General features: G+C 50.1%; 18 protein-coding genes. 4 read left to right on the plus strand and 14 right to left on the minus strand.

The annotated features are described in order from the left end of the window. Positions 1-286 precede the first annotated feature (286 nt). The 3 genes from hemG to ACF8PK_RS13900 are packed head-to-tail and all read right to left on the minus strand — an operon-like array spanning position 287 to position 2,936. Positions 287-811 carry a menaquinone-dependent protoporphyrinogen IX dehydrogenase gene (hemG, locus tag ACF8PK_RS13890; protein ID WP_238809745.1) on the minus strand — a complete coding sequence of 175 codons (525 nt, stop codon included), beginning with the start codon at positions 809-811 and terminating at the stop codon, positions 287-289. A 10-nt stretch (positions 812-821) separates the two neighbouring features. Next, positions 822-2,279: a TrkH family potassium uptake protein gene (locus ACF8PK_RS13895; protein ID WP_004728698.1), complete on the minus strand. Its 1,458-nt coding sequence runs from the start codon at positions 2,277-2,279 to the stop codon at positions 822-824. 33 nt (positions 2,280-2,312) lie between these two features. Then, positions 2,313-2,936, minus strand: a complete 624-nt coding sequence (locus ACF8PK_RS13900; protein WP_004728699.1) for a YigZ family protein — start codon at positions 2,934-2,936, stop codon at positions 2,313-2,315. A gap of 217 nt (positions 2,937-3,153) precedes the next feature. Here ACF8PK_RS13900 and fadB point away from each other — a divergent pair, with 217 nt between their 5' ends. Together fadB and fadA are read left to right on the plus strand one after the other, a co-directional pair. Then, positions 3,154-5,325: a fatty acid oxidation complex subunit alpha FadB gene (gene fadB, locus ACF8PK_RS13905; RefSeq protein ID WP_392441863.1), complete on the plus strand. Its 2,172-nt coding sequence runs from the start codon at positions 3,154-3,156 to the stop codon at positions 5,323-5,325. A gap of 25 nt (positions 5,326-5,350) precedes the next feature. After that, entirely contained in the window at positions 5,351-6,514 is a 1,164-nt protein-coding gene (gene fadA, locus ACF8PK_RS13910; RefSeq protein WP_004728701.1) for an acetyl-CoA C-acyltransferase FadA, read from the plus strand. A 54-nt stretch (positions 6,515-6,568) separates the two neighbouring features. Here fadA and punR read toward each other — a convergent pair whose 3' ends face one another. Next, entirely contained in the window at positions 6,569-7,474 is a 906-nt protein-coding gene (gene punR, locus ACF8PK_RS13915) for a DNA-binding transcriptional activator PunR (protein ID WP_392441865.1), read from the minus strand. A gap of 153 nt (positions 7,475-7,627) precedes the next feature. Between punR and punC the strand changes: the two genes are divergently transcribed. After that, entirely contained in the window at positions 7,628-8,830 is a 1,203-nt protein-coding gene (punC, locus tag ACF8PK_RS13920; RefSeq protein ID WP_004728703.1) for a purine nucleoside transporter PunC, read from the plus strand. Positions 8,831-8,921: 91 nt separating this feature from the next. Here punC and ACF8PK_RS13925 read toward each other — a convergent pair whose 3' ends face one another. Continuing rightward, on the minus strand, positions 8,922-9,695 hold the full coding sequence (locus tag ACF8PK_RS13925; RefSeq protein ID WP_143680898.1) for a transporter substrate-binding domain-containing protein: 774 nt from the start codon (positions 9,693-9,695) through the stop codon (positions 8,922-8,924). A gap of 93 nt (positions 9,696-9,788) precedes the next feature. On the opposite strand from ACF8PK_RS13925, the gene ACF8PK_RS13930 reads away from it, so the two are divergent. Beyond that, a complete protein-coding gene (locus tag ACF8PK_RS13930; protein WP_014204196.1) occupies positions 9,789-10,526 on the plus strand; it encodes an amino acid ABC transporter permease in 738 nt (245 codons plus the stop codon). A 34-nt stretch (positions 10,527-10,560) separates the two neighbouring features. Here the strand turns inward: ACF8PK_RS13930 and glmU are convergent, their stop codons facing one another. From glmU to atpB, 9 genes are all read right to left on the minus strand, one after another. After that, positions 10,561-11,922 carry a bifunctional UDP-N-acetylglucosamine diphosphorylase/glucosamine-1-phosphate N-acetyltransferase GlmU gene (glmU, locus tag ACF8PK_RS13935; RefSeq protein WP_041942460.1) on the minus strand — a complete coding sequence of 454 codons (1,362 nt, stop codon included), beginning with the start codon at positions 11,920-11,922 and terminating at the stop codon, positions 10,561-10,563. A gap of 153 nt (positions 11,923-12,075) precedes the next feature. Continuing rightward, entirely contained in the window at positions 12,076-12,498 is a 423-nt protein-coding gene (locus ACF8PK_RS13940; RefSeq protein ID WP_004728707.1) for a F0F1 ATP synthase subunit epsilon, read from the minus strand. 18 nt (positions 12,499-12,516) lie between these two features. Then, a complete protein-coding gene (gene atpD, locus ACF8PK_RS13945; protein WP_004728708.1) occupies positions 12,517-13,920 on the minus strand; it encodes a F0F1 ATP synthase subunit beta in 1,404 nt (467 codons plus the stop codon). Between the two features lie 34 nt (positions 13,921-13,954). Then, positions 13,955-14,821, minus strand: coding sequence for a F0F1 ATP synthase subunit gamma (atpG, locus tag ACF8PK_RS13950; protein ID WP_004728709.1), 867 nt, complete (start codon positions 14,819-14,821; stop codon positions 13,955-13,957). A 43-nt stretch (positions 14,822-14,864) separates the two neighbouring features. Further along, a complete protein-coding gene (atpA, locus tag ACF8PK_RS13955; RefSeq protein WP_038152645.1) occupies positions 14,865-16,406 on the minus strand; it encodes a F0F1 ATP synthase subunit alpha in 1,542 nt (513 codons plus the stop codon). Between the two features lie 13 nt (positions 16,407-16,419). Then, complete coding sequence (gene atpH / locus ACF8PK_RS13960) at positions 16,420-16,953, minus strand: F0F1 ATP synthase subunit delta (protein ID WP_004728711.1); 534 nt, start codon at positions 16,951-16,953, stop codon at positions 16,420-16,422. 15 nt (positions 16,954-16,968) lie between these two features. Then, positions 16,969-17,439 carry a F0F1 ATP synthase subunit B gene (gene atpF, locus ACF8PK_RS13965; RefSeq protein WP_041942459.1) on the minus strand — a complete coding sequence of 157 codons (471 nt, stop codon included), beginning with the start codon at positions 17,437-17,439 and terminating at the stop codon, positions 16,969-16,971. 78 nt (positions 17,440-17,517) lie between these two features. Then, the gene (gene atpE, locus ACF8PK_RS13970) at positions 17,518-17,772 is read right to left on the minus strand and encodes a F0F1 ATP synthase subunit C (protein ID WP_002540812.1); all 255 of its coding nucleotides are present in this window, start codon (positions 17,770-17,772) and stop codon (positions 17,518-17,520) included. 59 nt (positions 17,773-17,831) lie between these two features. After that, positions 17,832-18,644, minus strand: a complete 813-nt coding sequence (gene atpB / locus ACF8PK_RS13975) for a F0F1 ATP synthase subunit A (RefSeq protein WP_004728713.1) — start codon at positions 18,642-18,644, stop codon at positions 17,832-17,834. Positions 18,645-18,652 lie beyond the last annotated feature (8 nt).

The raw sequence follows: 18,652 nt of genomic DNA on the forward strand, positions 1-18,652 counted from the left end.
TATTGTTAAAGAGCTTTGCTTTTCGAAGCTTTCTTCTCAAAGCGGACGGCCATTTTAGCGAGTTAAGTTTTAGTGTCAACCACTTTTTTCAAAACTTTTTTCATCACATTTGATGAAGCTAAATGACCTGCTAATCAAGGACTTTTCTAACGAACCGTTCCCGTGTCAGCGAGGCGGCATTATAGGGAGACCTTGATTTTTGGCAATAGTTTTTTTGCCTAATTTTATGCATTTTTTATCGTTCGACTAAAAAAGAGTCAAAAGGCCACAAATCTGCTGGTTTTCTTTACATCTTTTTAAATTTTAGCGCGAATTGACTCACTTTTTCCCAATTGGTGTACTCCACTTCTTTGGTGGTGTCCGTTTCGCCCCCAGTCATGCTCATGATGAAACGAATCATCATTTTGTCGAAGAAACGGTATCTTGGGTAATACAGCGCCCCTGCAAACACGCCAATCAGTGCAGGCTGCCAAGGTGACTTCTTCAGAAAGGTTTGGATATAGACACTGCCTTCCGGCGTATCTTTACCTTGCTCTTCTTTACGTGCCGTCAGATTCACACAGAAGAAAGCGGCTTTGCTTTGCGTCAGTTGCGTTAAATGGCGTGTGATGAAGTGATAGAGCTTTTTGTTTAGGTGACCGTAACGAATAGACGCCCCAATCAAAACTTTGTCGTACGCAGCGAAATCCACGCGCTCACATTCGTGCAGATTCTGAATGTCACACTCATACTCGCTCATCTGCGCTGCGATGGCGCGAATGATTTTTTGGGTTTGCCCTTCTCGGCTGGAATACAACAATAATGCTTTCACAACTTCTTCCTTAGCTACGCCAGAACGTTGGCGTCAGCAATATTAATAACGTGAAGATCTCTAAACGCCCAAACAACATCGACACCACCAGAATCCATTTGGCCGTATCGTTGACGTTGGCAAAGTGCATTGAGACTTCACCCAAACCGGGGCCAAGGTTATTTAGCGTTGCCGCGACTGCGGCAAATGCGCTCAATTCATCCATCCCCGTCGCAATGAGTGCCAACATGCACACCACAAATACCAATGCGTAGGCAGAGAAGAACCCCCACACCGCATCCACGACGCGTTGTGGCAGCGCACTATCGCCAATCTTGATGTGATAAATCGCGCGCGGGTGCACCAAGCGCTTCATTTCACGTGCGCCTTGCAGGGTCAGTAGGAACACACGAATGACTTTCATGCCGCCTCCCGTCGATCCGGCACAGCCACCAATAAAAGAAGAGAACAACAGTAGCACGGGTAGAAACAGTGGCCAGTCCGCAAACCCTGTCGTAGTAAACCCTGCAGTGGTTGAAATCGACACGGTTTGGAACAACGCCTGGTCAAAGGCATCGTAAAGCGAATCGTAGGAGTGATGTTTGAGTAACATCAAAAAGCAGATGGCAAACAAAATCGCTTGAATCACCACAAAGGCGCGAAACTCTGGATCTTTCCAGTAGTACTTGGGATGCACACCCCCCGTCGCAAAAGCAGCGTAGTGCAACGTGAAGTTACACGCGGAGATCAGCAAGAACACCACCGTAATCATGTTGATGGCATAACTGTCAAAATAACCAATGCTGGCATCGTGCGTGGAGAAGCCACCAATCGCAATGGTCGAGAAGCTATGACAAATCGCATCAAACAGCGTCATTCCCGCCATCCAGAACGAGCCCGCACAAGCGATGGTTAAACTTAAATAGATGTACCACAGCGCTTTCGCGGTTTCCGCGATCCGCGGCGTCACTTTATTATCTTTCACCGGGCCGGGGATTTCGGCGCGATACAGCTGCATTCCCCCGATCCCCAGTACGGGTAAAATAGCCACGGCCAAGACGATGATCCCCATCCCGCCAAACCATTGTAAGAACTGACGATAAAACAGTATTGCCTTGGGAAGGTTATCCAAGCCGACGATCACCGTCGCGCCGGTGGTGGTCAATGCCGAGAAGGATTCAAAAAAAGCATCGGTGACCGAAACATTGGGATTGTCGGCCAGCAGAAATGGCAGTGAGCCAGCGCTACCGATAACCGTCCAGAACAGCACCACAATCAAAAAGCCATCGCGGGCTTTGAGTTCATGACGGTGACGTCGATTGGGAAACCAAAATACGCCACCGCACAACAGCAGCACAAAGAAAGTCGATACGAAAGGAACGCCAGCGCCGTCGCGATAGATCAAAGCCACCAGCGCAGGGGCCAGCATCGATACGCTGAACAAAGCGAGCAACAGCCCGACGATTCGAATAATTGAACGAAATTGCATGAATAGACTTAACGAAGCTGTGCTTCTGACTTCCTAATTGTTTTCCACACGGGCCACCACAATTTTGGCGCCGCTCTTATTGATCAGACTTTGAGTAAAGTCTTCGGCATGAAGACATTCCAGTTCCACCGTCAGTTGAACGCATTCTCCATACTGCGCGTCCACTTCCACCGCGTCGAATTGCGCCATGATCGATTGCGCCAATGCAACTAATCCGTAGTCTAGCGTCAGGTGTCGTTGAGTGGTGATTTTTTTCTCAATAGTTTGAAGCAACTTAAGCGCTTGTTGCACACCGCCCCCATACGCTTTCACTAAACCGCCGGTTCCCAGCCGAATTCCGCCATAATAACGGGTCACCACCGCAGTCATTTCCCCAACGCCCGATCCCGACAACTGCGCCAAAATCGGTTTCCCAGCCGTGCCCGAGGGTTCGCCATCATCACTGAATCCCCACAACATTGAGTCTTGTGGCCGCCCGGCAACAAACGCCCAGCAGTTATGACGCGCGTCCGCATGGCGCGCTTTGATCGCATCCACAAACGCTTTGGCAGCTTCCATATTTGGCGTATGCGCTAAATACGTAATAAAGAGGCTCTTTTTGATTTCTTCTTCAAAACGAACCGGAGCCGCAGGAATGAGATAAGGCTGAACGTTCATATTTCTCGCGCCGTGGTGAAAAGGTCGGCAAGTGTATCACGAGCTGGCAAAAAATGACCTAGGATTGGGATGAGCGCACAATGTTAAACAGATGTTTAAAAAATGTATTGAAATTAACCAATCTCAAGTTCACACTGAGTTTACTGGTCAAACCAGAACATTAATACAACAAAAACTCTCACACACAATCGCGGATTGTATGTCACGGAGATAGACAATGATTTACCAAGCCAAAACCCTACAGGTAAAGGAATTACATGATGGTATTGCGGAGTTAAGTTTCTGCTCACCCGAATCCGTCAATAAGCTTGACCTCGCCACCCTGCAATCGCTTGATGAAGCGCTGGATGCCCTGAGTGCGCATGCCGGACTAACCGGGGTTGTGTTAACTTCAAACAAAGACGCCTTCATCGTCGGTGCCGACATCACCGAATTTCTCGGCTTATTTGCCAAGCCAGAATCCGAGCTCGATGACTGGTTGATCTTTGCCAACCGTATTTTCAATAAGCTGGAAGATTTGCCCGTTCCCACCTTATCCGCACTGAAAGGCTTCACGCTCGGCGGTGGATGTGAGTGTGTACTCGCGACCGACTTCCGCATCGGTGATCAAACCACCAGCATCGGTTTACCAGAAACCAAACTCGGCATCATGCCTGGCTTTGGTGGCACAGTTCGTTTGCCACGCCTTGTAGGCGCAGACAGCGCGATGGAAATCATCACGCAAGGAAAAGCCTGCCGCGCAGAAGAAGCCTTAAAAATCGGCCTGCTAGACGCGCTGGTCGACAGCGACAAACTACTGGAATCAGCGCTGGCGACGTTAACACAAGCCATCAATGAAAAAGTCGACTGGCAAACGCGTCGTCAGCAAAAAACATCGCCGCTGACGCTCAGCAAGCTCGAAGCGATGATGAGCTTCACCATGGCCAAAGGCATGGTCGCGCAATTGGCAGGCCCACATTACCCGGCACCAATGACTTCTGTCGTGACGATTGAAGAAGCCGCTCGCTGCGCGCGCGATGAAGCGCTGGCGATCGAACGCAAACATTTCATCAAGCTGGCGAAATCTCAGGAAGCACAAGCGTTGATCGGTATTTTCCTCAACGATCAATACATCAAAGGCCTGGCGAAAAAATCCGCCAAAGCAGCCAGCAAAGCCACAGAGCGTGCAGCGGTACTGGGTGCCGGCATCATGGGTGGCGGCATTGCTTACCAGTCTGCCAGCAAAGGCGTGCCGGTACTGATGAAAGATATCGCGCAGACATCACTAGATTTAGGCATGACCGAAGCATCCAAGCTGCTGAATAAACAGCTGGCACGCGGCAAAATTGATGGTTTTAAAATGGCTGGCGTTCTGGCTTCCATCACGCCAAGCCTGCATTACGCAGGTATCGAACAAGCCGATGTGATCGTCGAAGCAGTGGTGGAAAATCCAAAAGTTAAAGCTGCGGTATTGAGCGAAGTGGAACAAAACGTCTCTGCTGAGACCATCATTACGTCCAACACCTCAACCATTCCAATTAATCTGCTGGCCAAATCGCTGCAGCGCCCGGAAAACTTCTGTGGCATGCATTTCTTCAACCCGGTACATCGCATGCCGCTGGTTGAAATCATTCGCGGCGAGCACACCTCTGAAGACACCATTAACCGCGTTGTGGCTTACGCCGCCAAGATGGGTAAATCGCCGATTGTGGTCAATGACTGTCCGGGATTCTTCGTCAACCGCGTGCTGTTCCCCTACTTTGGCGGCTTTAGCCTGCTGATGCGTGACGGTGCGGACTTCACTCAGGTTGATAAAGTGATGGAACGTCAGTTCGGCTGGCCCATGGGTCCGGCGTACCTGCTGGATGTAGTCGGTATCGATACCGCGCATCACGCGCAGGAAGTGATGGCGCAAGGTTTCCCGCAACGTATGGGTAAACAAGGCCGTGACGCGATTGATGCCCTGTATGAAGCGAACAAATATGGTCAGAAGAACGGTTCAGGCTTCTATCAGTACACAATTGATAAGAAAGGCAAACCGAAAAAAGCGTTCTCAAGCGATATTCTGCCCGTACTGGAAACCGTGTGTGGTGAGAAAGCGGCATTTGACGCACAAACCATTATCGCTCGAATGATGATTCCGATGATCAACGAAGTCGCCCTGTGTCTGGAAGAAGGCATTATCGCCACAGCACAAGAAGCGGATATGGCGTTGGTCTACGGCCTCGGTTTCCCTCCTTTCCGCGGCGGCGTGTTCCGTTACCTCGACAGCATTGGCCTGGCTAACTATGTCGCGATGGCGAAACAATATGAACACTTGGGTGCCATGTACCAAGTCCCACAACTGCTGATCGACAAAGCGGCAAAAGGCGAAAGCTTTTACCAGTCACAGCAAGCCAGCTCGCTATAACCCCGTTTGGAAAAGGAATGACAAAATGAATAATGTAGTGATTGTTGATTGCCTTCGTACTCCGATGGGTCGCTCCAAAGGCGGGGCATTTCGCCACCAGCGTGCGGAAGATTTGTCGGCGCATCTGATGAAAGGCCTGCTGTCGCGTAACCCTCAGGTAGACCCGCACGACATCGAAGACATCTATTGGGGCTGTGTACAGCAAACTTTGGAGCAAGGCTTCAATATCGCCCGAAATGCCGCGCTGCTGGCGGGGCTGCCGATTGAAATCGGCGCGGTCACCGTCAACCGTTTGTGTGGTTCATCCATGCAGGCGCTGCATGATGCCACGCGTGCGATCATGGTCGGCGATGCGGAAATTTGTATCGTTGGCGGTGTTGAACACATGGGTCACGTCCCGATGACCCATGGCGTGGATTTCCACCCGGGCATGTCGAAAAACGTCGCCAAAGCCGCAGGTATGATGGGTTTAACAGCAGAAATGCTGGGTAAACTGCACGGCATCAGCCGTGAACAGCAAGATGCGTTTGCCGCCCGCTCTCATCAACGTGCGCAGGCAGCAACACTGGAAGGGCGTTTTAAAAACGAAATCCTGCCAACTGAAGGCCATGCGCCAGACGGCACGCTGTTCACGCTCGATTACGATGAAGTGATTCGTCCGGAAACCACCGTGGAAGGCTTGTCGGAACTGCGTCCGGTGTTTGACCCGGCCAACGGCACCGTGACGGCGGGCACCTCATCGGCATTATCGGATGGTGCATCTGCGATGCTGGTGATGAGTGAAGCCAAAGCCAACGCACTGGGCCTAACCATTCGCGCACGCGTGAAGTCGATGGCCATTGCGGGCTGCGATCCCTCCATCATGGGCTACGGCCCAGTTCCAGCGACGAAAAAAGCGCTGCAACGCGCCGGTCTGAGCATCGACGATATGGATGTGGTGGAACTCAACGAAGCGTTTGCAGCTCAATCGCTGCCCTGTGCCAAAGACCTCGGCTTGTTGGACAAGATGGATGACAAGGTGAACCTCAACGGCGGTGCGATTGCGCTCGGCCACCCGTTAGGCTGTTCCGGCACACGCATCTCCACCACGCTGATCAACCTGATGGAAGCCAAGAACGCCAAATACGGCTTGGCGACCATGTGTATCGGCTTGGGCCAAGGCATTGCAACCATCTTTGAACGCCCATAAGCGGCAACTGAAAAGCCAGCAAACGCTGGCTTTTTTATTTCCTGTGATTCTGGCTCAATACGCCTGCAACCAATCTTGATGTAGCTGCTCACTGCTGCCGAGATAGTTCACCATCCACTCAATCAATTTGTGATTGTCGTCTTTACGCCACACCAAGCAACATTGGCTGAGCGGCAGTTCATCCGGTAAGCGTTTTTCCACCAACTGACCGCTGGCCAATAACGGCTGCGCCATATGCCGCGGCATATACCCGACACCCACACCATTTTTCAGGCATTCAATGGCACTGTACCAATTGGGCAGCAGCAGACGTCGCTGCTGCGGATAGTGACCCGTATGGCGTTTGGGCAACACACTCGAAGTATCATCAAGGCAGATCGCCGGAAACTGGCTGACAAATGCTTCAGTGAGCGCTTGCTCACGCACACACGGATGCGCAGACGACATCACAAATGCCCAATCCAAAACGCCCATGTCACGCACTTCGAAATCGCCCCCCACCGGTACGGCTGACGTTGCGCCGATCACGATGTCAGCGCGCCCTTGAGAAATCGCTTCCCATGAGCCGTTGAACACCTCCATGTTGATTTGCAACTCAGCAAATTCAAACGTGCGGTAGAAGTCTTCCACCATCGGCTTCATCCGATCCAATTTCACCACATTGTCTAACGTGACCTTGAGCGTTTTTTGCCAACCGTGCGCCGCCCGCCGCGTTTGCGCTTTCAGCTCTTCCATCTGCCGTAACAGTTGCCGAGCCTCTTGCATAAACAGTTCACCCGCTGGCGTGAGTGCCACCTTACGGGGCAAACGGCGAAACAGCACCACACCAAGTTCAGTTTCAACCTGTCGCACGCTGTAGCTGATCGCAGAAGGCACTTTATGTAGTACATCCGCCGCTGCGGTAAAGCTGCCTAAACGAGCCACCGTATCGAGCAGCTCCAGCGAGGATTTAGAAAACATGGCTTTTACCTATCAAATTTTTTGAACGATAACTAACAAATTTCGCGTTTCATTTCATCTTAAACCAAAAATAAAATAATGACGCTTAGAAATCCTGGTTGGCGCCCAAAGAGACAGGATCAAATTGAATTAATTTTTTTGATGAGAAGAACAATGAAAGTATCGCCATTACAACTGTTTTATTTAGCCGCGCTCTCCATGCTCGGCTTTATCGCCACCGACATGTATCTGCCGGCGTTCAAAATCATGGAACAAGACTTTGCCACCGGGCCGGAACAAATTGCGCTCTCTCTGACGGTATTTCTGGTTGGGATGGCTTCTGGCCAATTGCTCTGGGGCTTGGCATCGGACAAATTCGGTCATCGCAATACCCTGATCACCGGGTTGTTGGTGTTTACTCTCGCGTCGGCAGGCTTGGCGTTCTGCGATCAAGTGTGGCAGCTGCTCTCTTTACGGTTCGTGCAAGCGATCGGGGTTTGTGCGCCCGCAGTGATTTGGCAAGCCATGGTGATCAAACGTTACCCAAGCCAAACCAGCCAACAAATTTTTGCCACCATTATGCCGCTGGTCGCGCTGTCTCCGGCGTTGGCACCTCAGTTAGGCGTGGTGTTGGCGGATCATTTTGGCTGGCACAGTATTTTTATCGCCCTGACAATCATTGGCCTTGCCTTGGTGATCAGTACTGGCATGCAAAAAAATGTCATCAGTGAACCCAAAACGACATCCATTACACAAGACATCAAACACCTGTTGAGCAGTAAATCTTACCTTGGCAACGTGTTGATGTTCGCCACTGCATCCGCCGCGTTTTTTGCCTACCTTACTGGTATGCCAGAAATCATGGCGCAGTTGGGCTATGAAGCAAAAGACATCGGTTTGAGTTTTATTCCGCAAACCATCGCGTTTATGGTCGGTGGTTACATGGGGAAACTGTGCGTTCGTAAGTTTGGCGATGAAGCCGTACTGAAACAGTTATTGGCGCTATTCACGCTCTCCACGGTCCTGATTTTTATTGCGTCACAATGGACACTGACGTCCATCTGGCCAATTCTGGCCCCGTTCTGCCTGATTGCTGTGGCTAACGGCGCGTTGTATCCGATTGTGGTGAACCGCGCATTGTCGAGCGCGAAAGAGAGCCCAGCGACTGCCGCGGGTTTACAAAATAGCCTACAAATCTGTGTGGCCAGCTTGGCCAGTGCCTTGGTGGCCGCTTTTGCCAGCCAAGCACAGATGGTGACGGGGATTGCGATTGTGGTCAGTATGTTCGGCCTGTGGATTGGCTACATTCTGGCAAATCGTGAGTTAAACAAACACTTCACGACGCCAGACAATGCGCGCGTCGTGCAGGACAAATAAAAACGCAGCGCCTCAATCGAGGCGCTTTTTTTGTTTCCGAAAATCGAGAGCTCCCGCTAATCAAAAGTTGCCGCGCATCAAGCAGCACTGTTTAGAGACTTTTCAGCCCCCACTTTTCTGCCGTTTGACGAAAAAAGCCCTGCGTCTTTTTCAGTTCCACCCAATGGTTGATGTAATTGATCCACACCTGATCATCCTGAGGTAACAGCATTGCAATCGGGGTGGGACGGCGCGCCGCTTTCACTGGCACAATCGCCAACTGGCTGAATTTGTCCACCAGCGTGGCGGCCTCTACATTGGAGGTCACCGACACATCAGCACGTTTGGCCAACAGTTCCTGATAATCACGGGCTGGCGCTTCAATCACAATGTGCTGCGCATTGGGGAAAAATTCTTTCACCATCTTCTCTTGCACCGTACCAAGCGTGGCGGCCACTTTCACGTTCGGCTGATCAAAGTCCTGCCAATCCTGATAACGGCTCAGTTCACTTTTTTGCACCACGGGCACAAACGCCAGATAAAAATAAGGCTGACTGTAACCGGCCACTTTGGCCCGCGACATGTTGAGTGAGGCGCTGCCGGTGATGTCATATTTATTGGCCGTGATGCCATTCACCAAAGTTTTCCAATCGGTAGCCACGTACTCGACCGTCACCCCAAGATCGTTGGCCAATTCAGTGGTCACATCGATATCAAACCCTCGATAACGATTGGTCGCCGGATCTTTGATGCTCATCGGATTCCAGTCACCGGTCGTTCCAACACGCAGCACACCAGTATTCAACACCGTCTGCAGACGACTTTGTGCATAACTCGGCACGACAACCAACAAACATAGCCCCAAGAGCGCGATTCGTTTTCTCATCATTTCATCCTTAAACAGCGGGTCATTCAATATCTTGCACTATGGTTAACATAGCAGTATCTCTGCTGTTTTTTTAGTCAACTGAGGTGGTGTGTGATTCGACAATACAGTGTTGGCCTATGTACGCTGCTGCTCACCGGATGCAGCCAATACCAATGGGGCTGGTATGTTCTCGATCCGTTCACGGCTCAAGGTGTACGGAATCTTACATTTCTCATTGCAGGCTTTGGTGACACGCTCAGTCTGTCATTGCTGAGTATGGTACTGGCCATGGGATTGGGGCTGATGGTGGCTCTGCCTGCGCTGTCGCCGCGTCGCACGTTGCGCCAAGCCAATCGCGTGTATGTGGAGGTGGTGCGCGCAATTCCGCTGTTAGTGCTCCTGCTGTGGATCTATTACGGCTTGCCCGTGTTGTTTGACCTGTCACTCAACCATTTTACCGCCGGGGTCATGGCGCTGAGTCTAGCGGAAAGTGCCTTTATGGCCGAAGTGTTTCGAGGCGGGATTCAAGCCATTGATCGTGGCCAGCACGAAGCAGCCCAAGCCTTGGGGTTACGTGATTGGCAAAAAATGCGTTTGGTGATTCTGCCTCAGGCATTGCGGCACATCCTGCCGCCCTTGGGCAATCAGTTTATCTATATTCTGAAGATGTCATCGCTGGTGAGCGTGATTGGGTTGAGCGATCTGACCCGCCGCGCCAATGAGCTGGTGGTGACGGAATATTTGCCGCTCGAAATCTACACCTTTTTGGTTCTAGAGTATCTGATACTGATTCTGCTCGTGTCGTACGGCGTACGCCGCTTGGAGAAGAAACTCGCACTGCCGCAATAAATAAAAAAGCCTGCTTTACAGCAGGCCTTGCGTTTTATTTTTGCTTCACTGGGCGTTGCCACCCCGTGATAATCTTCTCTTTGGCGCGAGTGATCACTAACTCACCCTCACCCACATTGCGCGTCAATGTGGTGCCCGCACCAATCGTGGCGCCATTCGCAATGGTGACCGGAGCCACCAGCTGGCTATCCGATCCGACAAACACATCATCACCAATCACGGTTTTGTGTTTGTTTGCGCCATCGTAGTTGCAAGTGATTGCGCCCGCACCAATATTGACGCGTTGACCAATTTCAGCATCACCTAAATACGTCAGATGGTTGGCTTTTGAGCCCTGACCCAAACGCGCGTTTTTCACTTCGACAAAGTTGCCAACGTGCGCATCGTTTTGCAATTCAGCGCCCGGACGCAGACGAGAGAAAGGCCCCACGGTACAATCTTCACCGACAGTCGCGCCTTCAATCACGCTGTACGGACGAATCACGGTATTGTCGTCGATTTCACAATCTTTCAGAATTGAACCTGCACCGATCACCACATTATTGCCGATCGACACCGATCCTTCGATGATCACGTTCACATCGATTTCAACGTCCGTACCGCACTGCAACTCACCACGCAGATCAAAGCGCGCCGGATCGCGCAGCATCACGCCTTGCTCCAGCAGCTTGTTCGCCTGACGCGCTTGGAAAGCACGCTCAAGACGCGCCAATTGAATGCGATCGTTGACACCTTCCACTTCAATGGAACTCACGGGATGCACGGCTTCGACCGCACGGCCTTCATTGTGCGCTGCTGCAATCACGTCGGTCAGGTAGTATTCACCTTGTGCGTTGTTGTTATTTAACCCAGCCAACCAACGTTTCAGATCGCCGCCTGTCGCGACCATCACACCCGTGTTGATCTCTTTAATCAGTTTCTGCTCTTCAGTGGCATCTTTCTGTTCGACGATCGCCACGACGGGGCCATTCTTACGCACAATACGACCGTAGCCGGTTGGGTTATCCAACACCACTGTCAGTAGCGCAATGCCGCCTGTTGGCTGAGCATCCAATAAACTGTCAATGGTCTCTTCTGAAATCAGCGGCACATCGCCGTACAACACCAGAATTTTTTCATCATCTTCAAACTGAGGCGACGCTTGATCCACCGCATGACCGGTGCCCAACTGTTCTGCCTGCAATACCCAGTTGACGTTTTCATCCGCCAGCGCTTGCTTCATTTGATCACCACCGTGGCCGTACACCAGATGGATGTTGTGCGCACCTAAACTATTACAGGTGTCGATGACGTGTTTCGCCATCGGTTTGCCCGCAAGCGTATGAAGCACTTTGGGCATGTTGGAATGCATACGGGTGCCTTTACCCGCAGCAAGAATCACTGCACTAAATTTCATTGGGAACCTAACTTACCTGACGTAAACACAAATAATGTCAGCATTTTAGCGGCTTAATTTGAGGGTGTTAAATGATTGGCGTAAATTTCTGATAAAAATTAAGCAAAAAGGCGACCGAACGGTCGCCTTTGGGTCTCAACATCGTTAATGGGATTAACGACGTTTCTTTGTCAACTCGATCACTCGAAGCTGAGCAATGGCTTTAGCCAGTTCACTGGCCGCTTGCGCGAAGTCCATGTCGCCATGCTGATTCTGAATGTGTTCTTCAGCGCGACGTTTGGCTTCTGCTGCCTTCGCTGCGTCTAGGTCTTCACCACGGATTGCTGTATCAGCCAGCACAGTCGCTGTGCCAGGCTGAACTTCAATGATACCACCAGAAACATAAATGATTTCTTCGTGGCCGTGCTGTTTCACAATACGCACCATTCCCGGCGTAATAGCGGTCAGCAGCGGAGTGTGGCCGTGGAAAATACCCAGCTCACCTTCGCTACCGGTCACCTGGAACGTTTCAACGAGACCGGAGAAGATTTTCTTCTCAGCACTCACGACATCCAGATGAAAGGTTATTGCTGCCATATCGCCTCCTAGTTAGCCTTATAGCTTCTTCGCATTCTCAAGAGCATCTTCGATTGCACCGCAGTACATGAACGCTTGCTCTGGAACATCGTCGTAGTCACCAGCTAACAGGCCTTTAAAGCCACGTAGAGTTTCTTTTAGTGGTACGTAAACACCTGGGTCGCCTGTAAAGACTTCCGCTACGTGGTAAGGCTGAGTAAGGAAACGCTCAATCTTACGCGCACGAGCCACGACTTGCTTATCGGATTCAGACAGTTCGTCCATACCCAAAATCGCAATGATGTCTTTCAGCTCTTTGTAACGTTGCAGTGTTTGCTGCACGCCACGCGCGATGTCGTAGTGCTCTTGACCCACAACCAGTGGATCAAGCTGACGAGATGTCGAATCCAATGGGTCGATCGCTGGGTACAGACCCATCGCTGCGATGTTACGGTTCAATACAACCGTTGCATCCAAGTGCGCAAACGTTGTTGCTGGTGACGGGTCGGTCAAGTCATCCGCAGGTACGTATACCGCCTGTACAGACGTGATAGAACCTTTTTTGGTTGACGTGATACGTTCTTGAAGTACACCCATCTCTTCAGCCAGTGTTGGCTGGTAACCTACCGCAGATGGCATACGACCCAGAAGTGCCGATACCTCTGTACCCGCAAGGGTATAACGGTAAATGTTATCGATGAACAGCAGTACGTCACGACCTTCGTCACGGAAGCGCTCAGCCATCGTCAGACCAGTCAGAGCAACACGCAGACGGTTGCCTGGTGGCTCGTTCATCTGACCGTAAACCATCGCTACTTTTGATTCTTCAGGTTTCTCGATGTTAACAACACCCGCTTCCTGCATTTCGTGGTAGAAGTCGTTACCCTCACGAGTACGCTCACCAACACCCGCAAATACAGACAGGCCGGAGTGTTGCAGTGCGATGTTGTTGATAAGTTCCATCATGTTAACGGTCTTACCTACACCTGCACCACCGAACAGACCGATTTTACCACCCTTCGCGAATGGACAAATCAAGTCAATGACTTTTACACCCGTTTCAAGCAGCTCAGTTGCGTTAGACTGCTCTTCGTAGCTTGGTGCTTCACGGTGAATCGAGTAAAGCTCTTCAGCACCGATTTCACCGCGTTCATCAATCGCATCGCCAAGGACGTTCATGATACGACCTAGCGTTTTAGTCCCTACTGGTACTGAAATTGGAGCGCCAGTGTTTTCAACTGACATTCCACGACGTAAACCATCCGAGCTACCCATTACGATTGCGCGTACTACGCCACCGCCAAGTTGTTGCTGAACTTCAAGAACCAGACGTTCTTTTGCTTCTGCAACTGTCAGAGCATCGTAAACACCTGGTACTGCGCTCTGTGGGAACTCTACGTCGACTACTGCACCGATGATCTGTACGATCTTACCTGTAGCCATCGTTAATCCTCTAAACTGTTTGTTTTACCTAAGCTTAAACCGCTGCTGCGCCGCTCACGATTTCCGACAGTTCTTGTGTAATCGCCGCCTGACGGGCTTTGTTGTACACAAGTTCTAAGTCATCAATCAGATTTGAGGCGTTGTCTGTTGCAGCCTTCATCGCAACCATTCGAGCCGCTTGCTCACAAGCAAGGTTCTCCACTACACCTTGGTAAACCTGAGACTCTACGTAGCGCAGTAGTAGCGCATCCAGCAGAGGTTTTGGTTCAGGCTCATAGATGTAGTCCCATGAATGCGCACGCTGCATATCTTCGCTGTCCGATTTAGGCAAAGGTAGCAATTGATCGATCTTTGGTTGTTGTACCATGGTGTTCACGAATTCGTTGAACACTACGTACAGACGATCCAACTCGCCGTTATCATATTTCTTCAGCATCACGCCAACAGAACCGATCAGGTCTTCCAGCGTTGGGCTATCACCCAAACCAGACACTTGAGCCGCTACTTTTGCGCCGCTGTTGTTGAAGAATGCAGTTGCTTTAGAGCCAATAATGGCCAACTCCAGCTCTGCACCCTTCTCTTTCCACGTTTGCATGTCTGTGATCGCTTTTTTGAACAAGTTAATGTTCAAGCCACCACACAAACCGCGGTCAGTTGAAATAATGATGTAACCAACACGTTTCGCTTCACGCTCTTCTAGATACGGATGACGATACTCTAGATTCGCGTTGGCGACATGACCGATCACTTTACGCATAGTTGCCGCGTATGGACGAGAAGCTTCCATGGCGTCTTGAGAACGACGCATTTTTGAAGCTGCTACCATTTCCATCGCTTTCGTAATTTTCTGAGTGCTTTTCACACTACCGATTTTATTACGTATCTCTTTTGCGCCGGCCATCGTTACTCTCCATTAGTTGGTGGCAAAATTTGCCACCGACCTATTACCAAGTTTGGGTTGCTTTGAAATCGTCAACCAGCTTCTTCAGCTGTGCTTCGATGTCATCGTTGTAAGCACCCGTCTTGTCGATCTGCGCTGCAAGTTCAGCGTATTGACCGCGAGCGTACGATAGTAGAGCTGCCTCGAAATCTAGAACTTTGCTCAGTTCTACATCGGCAAGGTAACCGCGCTCTGCTGCGTAGATAGTCAGAGCCTGATCAAAAACAGACATTGGAGCGTACTGTTTCTGTTTCATCAGTTCTGTTACTTTCTGACCGTGCTCCAGCTGACGTTTTGTTGCATCATCCAGATCCGATGAGAACTGCGCGAATGCTGCCAGTTCACGGTACGCTGCAAGTGCAGTACGGATACCGCCTGACAGTTTCTTGATGATTTTCGTCTGTGCTGAACCACCTACACGAGAAACTGAGATACCTGGGTCAACTGCTGGGCGAACACCCGCGTTGAACAGTTCAGTTTGTAGGAAGATCTGACCATCGGTAATCGAGATTACGTTAGTCGGTACGAATGCGGATACGTCACCAGCTTGGGTTTCGATGATCGGCAGCGCCGTTAGAGAACCGGTCTTGCCTTTCACTTCACCGTTCGTGAAACGTTCTACGTAATCAGCGCTTACGCGAGCAGCACGCTCAAGTAGACGTGAGTGGAGGTAGAAAACGTCACCAGGGAATGCTTCACGGCCTGGCGGACGACGTAGCAGTAGAGAAATCTGACGGTAAGCAACAGCTTGCTTAGACAGATCATCGTAAACAATCAGTGCATCTTCACCGCGATCGCGGAAGTATTCACCCATTGCACACCCAGCGTATGGCGCAAGGTATTGCAGAGCTGCAGACTCAGAAGCAGACGCTACCACAACGATAGTGTTCTTCAGAGCGCCATGCTCTTCAAGTTTACGAACCACGTTTGCGATAGTCGAAGCTTTCTGACCGATCGCGACGTAGATTGAGTAAATGCCTGAATCTTTTTGGTTGATGATCGCATCGATCGCCATCGCTGTTTTACCAGTTTGGCGGTCACCGATAACCAGCTCACGCTGACCACGGCCGATTGGAATCATCGCATCCACTGATTTATAACCAGTTTGAACAGGTTGATCAACTGATTGACGGTCGATTACGCCTGGTGCAATCACTTCTACAGGAGAAGTTAATTTTGCTTCGATTGGACCTTTACCGTCGATTGGCTCACCCAGTGTGTTCACTACGCGGCCTAACAGTTCAGGACCTACTGGTACTTCTAGAATACGACCTGTACCAGTAACTTTTTCGCCTTCCTTCAGGTCAGCATATGGGCCCATGACAACTGCACCAACCGAGTCACGCTCAAGGTTAAGTGCGAGTGCATAACGGCCACCCGGTAATTCAATCATTTCACCCTGCATCACGTCCGCTAGGCCGTGAATTCGGATAATACCATCGCTTACCGAAACGATAGTACCTTCATTGCGAGCTTCACTAACAACGTTGAAAGACTCAATACGCTGTTTAATTAGATCGCTAATTTCCGTGGAATTAAGTTGCATGCTCCAATCCCCATTAAGACTGCAAGGCATCGCTCAGGCGGTTCAAACGACCACGCGCTGAGTTATCGATGACTAAGTCTCCGGCTCGAATTACTACCCCACCAAGTAGGGTCTCATCTACACTGCAATTCAGCTGAACTTTGCGTTCCAGACGCTGCTCAAGTTTGTTGCTGATGTCTGCCAGTTGCTGCTCTGAAAGTTCAGATGCTGAAATCACTTCAACGTCGACTTTCTTCTCATGCTCTTGTTTCAGAGCATGGAATTGAGCACAAACATCCGGAAGGGCCTGTAAGCGGCCATTCTCAGCCATTACCTTCAGCAGGTTCTGACCATGTGCATCAAACTGTTCGCCACAAATTGCGACAAAGATTTCTGCCATTTTATCGGCAGAGGTCGAGCTGGTTAACAGCTCTTTCATCTGGTCGTTCTTTGCGACTTCGGCAGCGAAAACAAGCATCTGGCTCCATTGATCCAGTTGTTGTTTTTCCACCGCAAATTCAAATGCTGCTTTAGCATAGGGGCGTGCAATTGTAGTCAAATCAGACATTCGGCGCCCCCAGACTTAAAGTTTTGCAGTAATGTTGTCGAGAATATCTTTGTGCGCATCTTTATCGATCGTACGCTCAAGGATCTTCTCAGCACCAGCAATCGCCAGAGTTGCAACTTGTTTGCGCAGCTCATCGCGGGCACGGTTACGTTCGGCTTCAATCTCAGCATCAGCTTGAGCAAGGATTTTCTGGCGTTCTGCCTGAGCTTCCTCGCGCGCTTCATCCAAAATTTGCGCTTTACGTTTGTTCGCTGCCTCAATGACCTCAGTTGCTGTGCGCTTCGCTTCTTTCAGTGAATCAGAAGCGTTGGCTTGTGCTAGGTCCAAATCTTTCTTTGCACGCTCAGCAGCTTGCAAACCGTCAGCAATTTTCTTCTGACGCTCTTCAATCGCTTTAATGATTGGCGGCCATACATATTTCATGCAGAACCACACAAACAGTGCGAATGAAAGTGCTTGACCTAGCAGAGTTGCGTTCATATTCACAACAGCTACCCCTCTATATGGACTTCGTGTTAATCAAAGACAAACCACCTTGCGGGGTTTGTCGCTGGCAAAACGTGATTAACCTAGTTGACCAACAAATGGGTTCGCGAATGTGAATAGCAGTGCGATTACGATACCGATCATTGGAACCGCATCCAGCAGACCTGCAATGATGAACATCTTAACTTGCAGCATAGGAGCCATTTCTGGTTGACGAGCAGCGCCTTCCAGGAATTTACCACCTAGAAGTGCGAAACCAATCGCAGTACCAAGAGAAGCAAGACCGACGATGATACCTACGGCGATTGCAGAAAAGCTCAGTAAAGTTTCCATTACTATCTCCAATTATTGTTGTTGGCTTATGAGCCCAAATAAAAGCTAAATATTTTTTATTAATGATCACTATCTTCATGTGCCATAGACAGATAGACGATTGTCAACATCATGAACACGAAAGACTGAATCAGAATTACCAGAATATGGAAGATAGCCCACGGTAGTGAACCCAACCATTGTAGCCACCATGGTAGCATCGCTGCGATAAGAATAAATACAACCTCACCCGCGAACATGTTACCGAATAGACGCATACCCAGTGAGAGTGGTTTAGCCAGTAGCGACACCACTTCAATAAGCAGGTTAAACGGAATCATAATTGGGTGATTGAATGGGTGTAACGCCAATTCTTTCGCAAACCCACCTAGACCTTTCACTTTGATGCTGTAGTAAATCATCAGAGCGAACACGCCTAGAGCCATAGCCATGGTGATGTTCACATCAGCAGACGGGACCACTTTTAAGTAAGGGATACCGAGCCAATGCTGTGCTGGATACGGCAAGAAATCAATTGGCACTAAGTCCATGATGTTCATTAGCAATACCCAACAAAAGATAGTCAGTGCCAGCGGTGCTATTAGCGGATTGCGTCCATGGAAGGTGTCTTTGACGTTGGTATCGACAAATTCAACCACTATTTCAACAAAACACTGTAGCTTGCCTGGTACACCCGCTGTTGCTTTCTTGGCCACAGAACGGAACACCCAAAGGAAGATCAGTCCAGTAAACAAAGAAAAAAACAGGCTATCGATATGTACGTTCCAGAAACTTGTCTCCTCCGCAACCAGACCTAACTTGTACAACGATAGGTTGGAAAGGTGGTGTTCAATGTATCCGGACGATGTTAGCGCTTCACCTGGCGCAGCCATAACTCATC

It is taken from the genome of Vibrio sp. CJQ_6 (assembly GCF_043106745.1).
GTDB lineage: Bacteria > Pseudomonadota > Gammaproteobacteria > Enterobacterales > Vibrionaceae > Vibrio > Vibrio furnissii.

Excerpts from the sequence above, each read along its gene's own strand:
- atpD (WP_004728708.1), bottom strand. The coding sequence starts at position 13,920 with ATGGCTACAGGTAAGATCGTACAGATCATCGGTGCAGTAGTCGACGTA.
- atpG (WP_004728709.1), bottom strand. The coding sequence starts at position 14,821 with ATGGCCGGCGCAAAAGAGATACGTAATAAAATCGGTAGTGTGAAAAGC.
- atpA (WP_038152645.1), bottom strand. The coding sequence starts at position 16,406 with ATGCAACTTAATTCCACGGAAATTAGCGATCTAATTAAACAGCGTATT.
- atpH (WP_004728711.1), bottom strand. The coding sequence starts at position 16,953 with ATGTCTGATTTGACTACAATTGCACGCCCCTATGCTAAAGCAGCATTT.
- fadB (WP_392441863.1), top strand. The coding sequence starts at position 3,154 with ATGATTTACCAAGCCAAAACCCTACAGGTAAAGGAATTACATGATGGT.
- ACF8PK_RS13900 (WP_004728699.1), bottom strand. The coding sequence starts at position 2,936 with ATGAACGTTCAGCCTTATCTCATTCCTGCGGCTCCGGTTCGTTTTGAA.
- glmU (WP_041942460.1), bottom strand. The coding sequence starts at position 11,922 with ATGAAATTTAGTGCAGTGATTCTTGCTGCGGGTAAAGGCACCCGTATG.
- atpE (WP_002540812.1), bottom strand. The coding sequence starts at position 17,772 with ATGGAAACTTTACTGAGCTTTTCTGCAATCGCCGTAGGTATCATCGTC.
- ACF8PK_RS13925 (WP_143680898.1), bottom strand. The coding sequence starts at position 9,695 with ATGAGAAAACGAATCGCGCTCTTGGGGCTATGTTTGTTGGTTGTCGTG.
- fadA (WP_004728701.1), top strand. The coding sequence starts at position 5,351 with ATGAATAATGTAGTGATTGTTGATTGCCTTCGTACTCCGATGGGTCGC.
- punC (WP_004728703.1), top strand. The coding sequence starts at position 7,628 with ATGAAAGTATCGCCATTACAACTGTTTTATTTAGCCGCGCTCTCCATG.
- punR (WP_392441865.1), bottom strand. The coding sequence starts at position 7,474 with ATGTTTTCTAAATCCTCGCTGGAGCTGCTCGATACGGTGGCTCGTTTA.
- ACF8PK_RS13895 (WP_004728698.1), bottom strand. The coding sequence starts at position 2,279 with ATGCAATTTCGTTCAATTATTCGAATCGTCGGGCTGTTGCTCGCTTTG.
- atpB (WP_004728713.1), bottom strand. The coding sequence starts at position 18,644 with ATGGCTGCGCCAGGTGAAGCGCTAACATCGTCCGGATACATTGAACAC.
- ACF8PK_RS13940 (WP_004728707.1), bottom strand. The coding sequence starts at position 12,498 with ATGGCAGCAATAACCTTTCATCTGGATGTCGTGAGTGCTGAGAAGAAA.